Raw genomic sequence first — 8610 nt, forward strand, 5'->3', positions numbered from 1 at the left:
CGGCACAGTTTCAACAATGGGCTATCGCCAGTAGAGTGTGAAAAGCAATATTTCGAGCGGCTCGAAAGTGTCTAGAGAAGCCGGGGCGATTCAAGTTGGGCTATCGGGAGATGAAGCACAGCCTGCAACAACACCGGCTGACCCTGCGCAGCAAGAAGGCGGCGGGGATACGGCAAGAGCTGTGGGGCGTGCTGCTGGCGTATAACCTGCTGCGCAGTCAGATGGTGAAGATGGCGGCGAGTCTGAAGGGATACACGGCGAGCCAGCTGAGTTTTCACATGGCGTCGGTCTATCTCATCCATGAACTGAGTTGCATGCCGTACCTGTCACCGGGGAGTATCCCGAAGCGGGCGGCAGAGCTTGAGAAACAGGCGGGGCAGTTTGTATTACCGGAGCGAAGGGAGCGGAGTTATCCCCGCAGTGTGAAGGCGAGACCACAAAAGTATGCGGTGCAAAAAGCCAATAAAAACAATGCCAGTCAGGCTTAACTGACTGGCATTAAGGCGAATGCCTCCCTTCTCTCTTGCTATTTGCCCATCAGAGTCAGGCGATCAGCTTGTCGTCGGCAAAGCCGAAGCCGCGCAGACCCACCACATGCACATGCTCGTGCTTGCCTTGCACCTTGCGGATGAGCTTGTAGGTGGTGCCCTTCTCGGGACTGATGTTCTCGGGCGCCGCGATAAGCAGCTGCATATCCTGCCGCTCGCACAGCTCGAACAGGGTGGCGATGGATTTGCCATCCAGACGGGCCGCTTCGTCGAGGAACAGCAGACGGCAGGGGGCGATATCCTTGCCGCGCAGACGGCGGGACTCCTCCTCCCAGCTGATCAGCACCATCAAGAGGATGGCCTGACCGGTACCGATCGCCTCGCCGGTAGAGAGCGCGCCGCTCTCGGCCCGCAGCCAGCCATCGGCCCCGCGCTGCACCTCGATCTCCAGCTCCAGATAGTTGCGATAGTCAAGCAGCACGTCGCCCATCACCTGATAGCTGCGATCCCCCTGCTCGATCTGCGGATTGAGGCGCTGGAACAGCTTGGCCATCGCCTCGGAGAAGCTGAGCTCCTTGTCGGCGAACAGATCGTTGTGCATGGCGGTTTGATCGGCCAGCGCCGTCAGCAGACGGGTGTGGGCCTCGCGGATATTGACGTTGAGACGCACCCCGCGCACCAGACCGAAGGCGATGTTCTGCAAGCCCTGGTTGAGCACCCGGATGCGGTTCTGCTCGCGGCGGATGATGTTGGTGATCTTGGCCGCCACCTCGTGGGAGGAGAGCGACAGATGGGTTTCCCGCTGCTTGAGCTCGTCGGCGAGACGGGCCAGCTCGATCTCCATCTCCTCGATCGCCTCGACCGGATCATCGGAGCGGATGATGTCGTTGCGAATGCGATCTTTAAGGTAACGGTAGACCTGCACGTAGAAGGCCACTTTCTGCTCGGTGCTGCGGTTGCCCTCGGAGAGACGCAGCGCATCGCGCAGGGCCTCGTCGTGGGCCACCGCCACCCGCAGGGCGCCGAGGGCCTTGTCCGACATGGAGCGCAGCTCGTCGCTGTCAAGATACGCCAGCTCGCGCTTGTTGAGGCGCTTCTCGACATCGGTCTCCCGCGCCAGGCGCACCACCCGTGACCAACTCGCCTTGTGACCCACCAGAGATTTACGGGCGCTGTAGTAATCCTTGCCTTCAAGTTTGAGACGGCCGCCAAGGGATTCGATCTCGCGCTTGGTCACCTGCAACTGGGCCTCGGCGCTGGTGCGACGGGAACGGGTGCGGATCAGCAGCTCTTCAATCTCTTTCTTGTGGGCGCGCGCCTTCTCTTCCATATCGTCAGAGAGGGTCAGGCCCATGGCCGCCAGCTCCTGCTCAAACTCGGTCAGGGTCTGGCGCTTGGCCTCGACGCTGGAGTTGAGCGCGGTGCGCAGCTGCAACGCCTCGGTGTGACGCAAGGCAATCTGCTTGTGCTGCTCACCGGCGGTGCGGGCCGCCAGCTCGGCCGCCTTGAGCTTCTCTTTGAGTCGCTCACTCATCTCGGAGGCCTTGCCCAGCAGGTCTTGTGCATCCTGATAGGCAAAGTGCGGCAGACGAGCCACAAGCTGATCGAGGGCGTAGCAACGGCGCTTCTGCTCGGCCAGCAGGTCGCTCACCTCATCATAGGCAGCCTGCAGCGCAGCCAGATCCTGCGGATCCTGACGCAGCACCTGCACCATGGTTTCCAGTTTCTCCAGCGACTTGCCGTGTTTGGCGATAAAGGCTTCGGCCTGTTTTAGCGCTTCCACATCGGCGTGAGCCGCCTCGAGGCGGGCCGCCAGATCAGTCTCTGCAAACAGGTGGGCAAAGGGCAGCATCCCCTGCACCAGCTGGATATGGCGAGTCAGCTGGGCGCCGGCCGCTTTGGCATCACTCAGCTGCTTGTCGCACTCGCCGATGGATCCTTGCAGCGCGCGCAGTTCGGCCTGCTTGGCCTGCACTTCGGCTTCCGGGTCGGGGCGGAAGGCGATATCCAGATGCTGACCGATAAAGTCGCGGAAGTGACCGTAGAGACGGTGGTACTTCTGCTGCTCGAAGGCGGCCTTGGCGTAACCCTCGATGAGCCCTTCGCGCTCAAGGTCGAGCTGCTCGATCCGTTTTTCCCGCGCCGCGCGGCCAAACAGCGGCAGCTCGGGGTAGCGGGAGAAGCGCACCTGACGCTTGCTGGTGCGCACCAGCACGGCGTCTCCCAGCTCGTCCGCTTCCACCAGATCCTCGTCAAAGGAGTCGGGGTTGCCCTGAATCAGATAGATATCTTCCGGGCAATCTTCCAGCTTTTTCAGCCGTTCGATGGCACCTTCGAGGTCGAGCACCACCAGGGCGCTGCGAGCCGGGCCGTAGAGCGCCGAGTAGTAAGGGGCATCGTCGATGGAGATGTCATCATAGACGTCGGAGAGCAGTACGCCCCCCACCTGCTCGGCGATGCGGGCAAGACGTGGGTCCGCCTCGCCGGCCCCCAGCTGCAGGTTGCGAATTTGCAGCTCCAGCGCCTGTTTCTGCGCCGCGATGCGGTTGCTCTCCTGCTCGAACTCCCGCTCCTTGTCGAGCACTGTCTGCATACCGGCCGAAAGCTCTTCGGCGGTGGCGAGCGGCAAACCGCTCTGCTCGCGCAGCTGCTCGAGCTTTTCAAAGGATTTGAGCCAGCGCGGCGCCAGCTTGGTGAGCTCCGCAATATCGCGACCCAGCTGGGTGCCCTGATGCTCGAGGCTGGCGCGGCGTTGGTTCACCTCTGCCTGCTGCTCGGAGAGCTCCTCCTGACGGGTGCGTTGGGCTTCGAGGAAGATCTCCAGCTCATCGCTGCTGGCAATCAGCTGGCCGGAGGCCTGCTGCAGCTCGTCACGCAACTTGAAGAGACTCTTCTGGCTTTCGCTCTCTTTCTCTAGGCGAGCCAGCGCGGCGCGCAGCCCCTGCCCCTGGGCAATGCGAGCCTTGTCTTCGATGTGACGCTTGAGCAGCGCCTGTGCGGTGGGCCAGGCGGCCTCGCGCACTGTTTCCGGAGCGATGCTGAGCAGCAGCGCCAGCGCCGCTTCGTGCTCGGCCACCGCCGCCTTGGCCAGCGCCAATTGTTGTTCGGCCCCCAGCACCCGGCTGGTGAGGCTCTGCTCGGAGCTACGGAACTGGTGCAGGGTGTCGCTCGCCTGTTCGGCGGTCAGCCCCGGCAGCTCGCACTGCTCGCGGGCAGCCTCCAGCGCCTGCACCGCCTGACGGTACTGGATGGCGCGGGTCTGCTGGATATCGAGCGCCTGCTGGTAGTCGGCCAGCTGGGTCTTGAGGCTGTCGACTTCTGCCTGTGCCAGCTCCTTGCGCTCTTCCACCTCCAGCAGCTGGCCGTGGATCTCCTCCACCACCGCTTGCTGCTGCTCGAGTTTGTCAGAGAGATCCGCCAGATCGGCGCGGTACATCTCGATCTTCTTCTGCAAGGAAACCGCCGCCATCACCTTGGCCAGATGCTCGGAGGCAGACTCCAGCTCGTCGGTCAGCAATTTTTCGCGGTTGGTGAGCTGCTCCACCTCGTCGGCTAGATAGATGGCGCGCTGCTTCTCTTCGGCCAGAATACGGCGCTTGTCGGCCAGCTCCTGGCGCGCCTTGAGGGCCAGCTCGGAGAGACGGCTCTTCTCGGCGGCATTGCGCACATAGTCAGCGGCCACATAGTGGGTGGTCTCGGTGATCAGGTTCTTGAACAGATCCCGCTGACCCTGGGTCTCCTTGATCGCCTCCAGCGTGCGGCGGTTTTCATAGATGGCAGCCTCCATGTCTGCAAACGCCTTGCGCACCCCTGAGTTCTCCGGCAGCAGGTATTCGCGCAGGGAACGGCTGATGGACGAGGAGATACCGCCGTAGAGAGAAGCTTCGATCAGGCGATAGAACTTGCCGCGATCTTTTTGATCACGCAGCTTCTTCGGGGTGATGCCGAACTCGAACATGAAGTTGTGATAGTCGGTCACCGTATTGAATTTGGCGACTTTCAGCGCCCCCAGCTCGGCGGCCGCCCCTTTCAGGTCGGTAAAGGCGCGTACCCGCCCCTTGCCGCCATCGAGCTTCTCCAGCAGCAGATCGGTCGGCGCCAGATTCTCCGGCACATCCACCAGCGCGAACGGGGTGATGTTGACCTTGTTGTCACGGTTGGCCACCTGTTCGAGGTGGACGCCGACCCAGATCCGCTGTTCGCGGCTGTTCATCACTTCCAGCAGCGAATAACAGTGGCCGCGCTGCAGCTTGCCGTAGAGCCCCTTGTCACGGGAGGCGCTGCTGGAGCCCGCTTCCGTGGTGTTGCGGAAGTGAAGCAGTGACTGGTCGGGGATGAGCGCCGCGATAAAGGCCGCCATGGTGGTGGACTTGCCCGCGCCGTTGCCGCCGGAAAGAGTGGTGACCAGCTGGTCGAGATCGAAGGTCCGGGCAAAGAAGCCGTTCCAGTTGACCATGGTCAGGGATTTGAACTTGCCTCGCACCGGTTATACCTCCAGATCCAGTTGTTCTTCATCGAGATCCGCCTCGATGTCATCAAAGAGCGAGTCGCTGCTCGGCATTTCGTCGTCGTGGAAGATGGCTTCACCCTCCTGGATCATCCGCAGCTGGACGGCGCGCGGATCTTCATCGGAGCGCACGTCAGCGGCGAAACGGAACACCGATTCGTTGACCCGGAATTTATCTCCGTTGCCAAGGGCGGTGATCATGCCAAGGCGGCGCAGACGGCGCATGGAGGTACGGATCTTTTCGAGCAACTTCTTCTTGTCGAGATCGGTACCGCCGGAGCGGCTGTTGACCATCCGCAGCAGCTGCTTCTCGTCGGCGAGGCTCAGCACCTCTTCTTGCAGCTCGGCCATGGCGAATACCCCTTCCGAGGCCAGACGATCCGGGCTCAGGTAGAGGTAGCAGAGCACCTTGCCCACCAGCATATCGAGCTCGGAGAGCACAGTGGTACCGATGTCGGAGCTCGGGCGCGGACGGAGGTAGAAGAAGCCTTCCGGCGCCTTGATCAGCTCCACCTGATAGCGACCGTAGAAGATCTCCAGCTCGCTGTGATATTCGACCAGCGCCGAATGCTGCTCGAACTCGTCGGCACTGATGTGACGACCGGAGCGCAAGGCGGTATCGATGCGCGGAAACAAGGGGTTGGCAATCGCCTCTGCGAGGCGCAGCGGCAAGGGAAACTCAGAATTGATCAATGACATAGGCCTGAACCTTGGATCCAGCTTGGTTAATGGGTTTCCATGCGGGTTGGCGATGCAGTTCGCGCTCGCCGCTGGCATGGCCCAGGCGCACGGCCTGGTCGATCAGAAGACGCGCCACATCGAAGTGGGCATGGGCCGGGTAGTCCAGCAGATATTCCCGCAGCACATCGGCCAGATCCAGCTGCTGGCCCTGCTCGGGGTAGCGGGCCAGATAACGCTCGATCCGCTCGGCCAGCTCCTGGTTGATGTCCACCATCTCGACATACTCCATCTCGAGGGGCACCTCACCGGTCACCTCCTCGTCGTGGATGGCGATGGTTTCGTCGCGCAGTTCCAGCAGACGGGGCTCTTCGGCCACCCGTAGCTGCCAGTTGTGCTGCTCGAAATTGCGGATGGACTCGCGCAGCCGCTGGCTGAAGGCGCGGTTCTTGTCCATGTCGATGGCGTTGCGGATAAATTTGTGGACATGTCTGTCGTAGCGGGACCAGAGCTCGATGCACTGCTGACCCCAGCTGGTGATGACGTCAAGGCGCCCTTGCAAGGCGTGAGTCAGCTCCTCGACGTGGAACAGATCGTCGCGCCCCTGCGCCGCTTCCTGAATGTTGAGCAGCCCCGCCTGCAGGCGGTGGCCGGCAGCGTCCAAAGTATCTTGCAGCTCGCGCAGGGTCTGGCCGGTTTCGTGCAGCAGCTTTTCGCAACTGTGAATGGCATCGACCCAGTTCTGGGTCAGCAGGGCCGCGATCTCGCTTTTGACCTGATTCTGCTGTTCATCCATGGCGCGCTGGGTGAGATCGATGCGACCCAGCGTCTCTTCCAGCGAGAAGGTAAGGCGCGGCAGCACCTCGGCATCCCACTGCTCGCGGGTGTTGGTTTCAAGCGCCGCCTTGCGGGCGGTATCGAGCTCGGCAGCCAGGTGTTCGAGCAGAATGGAGAGCTTGATGGAGTCAACCTGACGCTGATCCATAAAGAAGTCGACGATGCTCACACCCAGGCGCGACAGGCGGTAGAGGCTCTCCCCCGCCACCATGTCGGTGTTGAAGCGCGACAGCAGCTGCTGGCGAATGAGATCGTTGATGGCGTTGTTGGCGCGACCGGTGAGGGTCTCGTCCATCTGGCCGAAGGCGCTGCTGACATAGCCAAAAGCGTCGTGCAACGCCGCTTCCGACAGGTCCGACTCATCTTCGGACAGGGTCTTGATTGCAATCAGAAAGGCCAGCCGGTCGGTCGGCAGGCTCAGCGCCAACCCCTCCTGCCTGACCCACCCTACTAGCTCCGGCAAAGAACGCTCTGGCAGGGTACGGGATGTACTCATCATGATGTTGTCATCTCGTTGTTGTATTGGGCGCAAAATCGTGCGCGCGGCTACATCCGGTAGCATCGAAAACATGGTTCACATCGACGTGAACCGCGAGCAGTCAGCTGGCCGGCTTCTGGGCCATCACATGGATATAGCGGCCGAGGGCGACAAAAGGCTCCTGACGGCAATATTGCTGCTCCATGGCCAGCAGATCGTCGAACTTCTCCACCTGATCCTGCTTGTGACGCATATAGTCGTGGATCACCCGCACCCCGGTCTTGCCGATGATGCGCAGCCCCCCACGACCAATCCAGTCATAGACCTGTTCCGGCAGCTGGGGATTGGTGGGCGTAAGCGCAGTCTGGCGCTTCTTGCGAAGACCAAGTCGCACATAGTCAAAATTGCCCACCACCAGGCTCTGGAACAGCAAACCATGACGGTTGTAGAAAAGCAGCGACAGTATGCCCCCGGCATTGACGAAAGGGAACAGACCCAACAAGGTCTGGCGCGGCTCGGCGAGCCACTCCAGCACCGCATGGCAGAGCACCAGATCAAAGGTACCGGTCACGTGTTGCTTCAGATCCTGAATGGGGCAATGGATGAGACGGATTTTGTCTTCCAGCCCCTTCTCGGCAATCTGGCTGCGGGCCAGTTCCAGCATTTCTGCTGACAGATCGCACAACTCCACCTGATGACCCATGGCCGCCAGCTTCTGGGCGAAATAGCCAAAACCGCCCCCAGCATCTAGGATGCGCAGCGGTCGGTTGCCAAGGCGAGCCAGGCAGGCTTCGATGTCGCTCCAGACAATGGTGGTGCGGATGCGCCCCTTGGTGGAGTCGTAAATGTTGCGGGCGAACTTGTCGGCGCGCCCGTCAAAACTCTGATCTTGCTTCAAGGAGAAACTCAACATTAGCGCCACAGGGTTGTGGCCATCCCAAAAAAGAGAGGTATTCTGTCACATCCCGAATTTGCTGAAAACTCAAGGAAGTGTCTGCCGTGTTTGTGCTCAAAAAGTGGCTGGGTCAACTGTTGATGCCGCTCCCCTTCTCCCTCTCCCTGCTGCTGGTCGCCCTGCTGCTGCTCTGGTTCACCCGTTTTCAGAAAACCGGCAAGCTGCTGGCCGCTCTCTCGCTGCTGCTGGTCGCCCTGCTGGGAATGCGGCCGGTGAGCTATGAACTGGCCCGCGGGCTGGAGCAAACCTTCCCGCCGTTCGAGGTGAGCCAGCATCCCAACATCGAGGCCATAGTGGTGCTCGGCAATGGTCATGTCAGCGACCCGGCGGTGCCCGAGCGCTCCTGGCAAAACAATATTGCCCTGGCCCGCACTCTCGAAGGGGTTCGCCTTGCCCAGGCCTATCCTGAAGCCGAGCTGGTTTTCTCCGGCTATGTATCGGGGGATACCCTCTCCAATGCTGAGGTCAATGCCCGGATGGCCGAGAGCCTCGGCATACCCCGTTCGCGGATGACGTTGTTTGAAAACAACAAAGACACTCATGATGAGGCGGTCAGTATCAGTCGTCACCTCAAGGGAAAAGAGGTCGCGCTGGTCAGTTCGGCCACTCATTTGCCCCGGGCCATGGCCCTCTATCAGGGTCAGGGACTCAAGGCCGTGCCGGCCCC

The 8610-nt window shown here is 61.3% G+C and carries 5 protein-coding genes and 1 pseudogene; 2 read left to right on the forward strand and 4 right to left on the reverse strand.

Annotation, left to right across the window (positions count from 1 at the left end; all coding sequences use genetic code 11):
- Positions 1 to 92: 92 nt before the first annotated feature.
- A pseudogene (locus AB5Y92_RS03140) lies at positions 93 to 488 on the forward strand (IS4 family transposase); the annotation flags it as partial.
- Between the two features lie 55 nt (positions 489 to 543).
- Here the strand turns inward: AB5Y92_RS03140 and mukB are convergent.
- From mukB to cmoM, 4 genes are all read right to left on the reverse strand, one after another.
- On the reverse strand, positions 544 to 4971 hold the full coding sequence (gene mukB, locus AB5Y92_RS03145) for a chromosome partition protein MukB (RefSeq protein WP_368225526.1): 4428 nt from the start codon (positions 4969 to 4971) through the stop codon (positions 544 to 546).
- A gap of 3 nt (positions 4972 to 4974) precedes the next feature.
- Entirely contained in the window at positions 4975 to 5694 is a 720-nt protein-coding gene (gene mukE / locus AB5Y92_RS03150; RefSeq protein WP_005336835.1) for a chromosome partition protein MukE, read from the reverse strand.
- A complete protein-coding gene (mukF, locus tag AB5Y92_RS03155) occupies positions 5675 to 7009 on the reverse strand; it encodes a chromosome partition protein MukF (RefSeq protein ID WP_026034988.1) in 1335 nt (444 codons plus the stop codon). The genes mukE and mukF overlap by 20 nt, the downstream gene beginning before the upstream one ends.
- 100 nt (positions 7010 to 7109) lie before the next feature.
- The gene (gene cmoM / locus AB5Y92_RS03160) at positions 7110 to 7886 is read right to left on the reverse strand and encodes a tRNA uridine 5-oxyacetic acid(34) methyltransferase CmoM (RefSeq protein ID WP_164536734.1); all 777 of its coding nucleotides are present in this window, start codon (positions 7884 to 7886) and stop codon (positions 7110 to 7112) included.
- 101 nt (positions 7887 to 7987) lie between these two features.
- Between cmoM and AB5Y92_RS03165 the strand changes: the two genes are divergently transcribed.
- Positions 7988 to 8610 (forward strand): ElyC/SanA/YdcF family protein (locus AB5Y92_RS03165; RefSeq protein WP_368225528.1); only part of this gene is annotated, 623 nt, incomplete at its 3' end.

This window comes from Aeromonas sp. R1-1 (assembly GCF_040908495.1).
GTDB classification, from domain to species: Bacteria; Pseudomonadota; Gammaproteobacteria; order Enterobacterales; family Aeromonadaceae; genus Aeromonas; species Aeromonas veronii.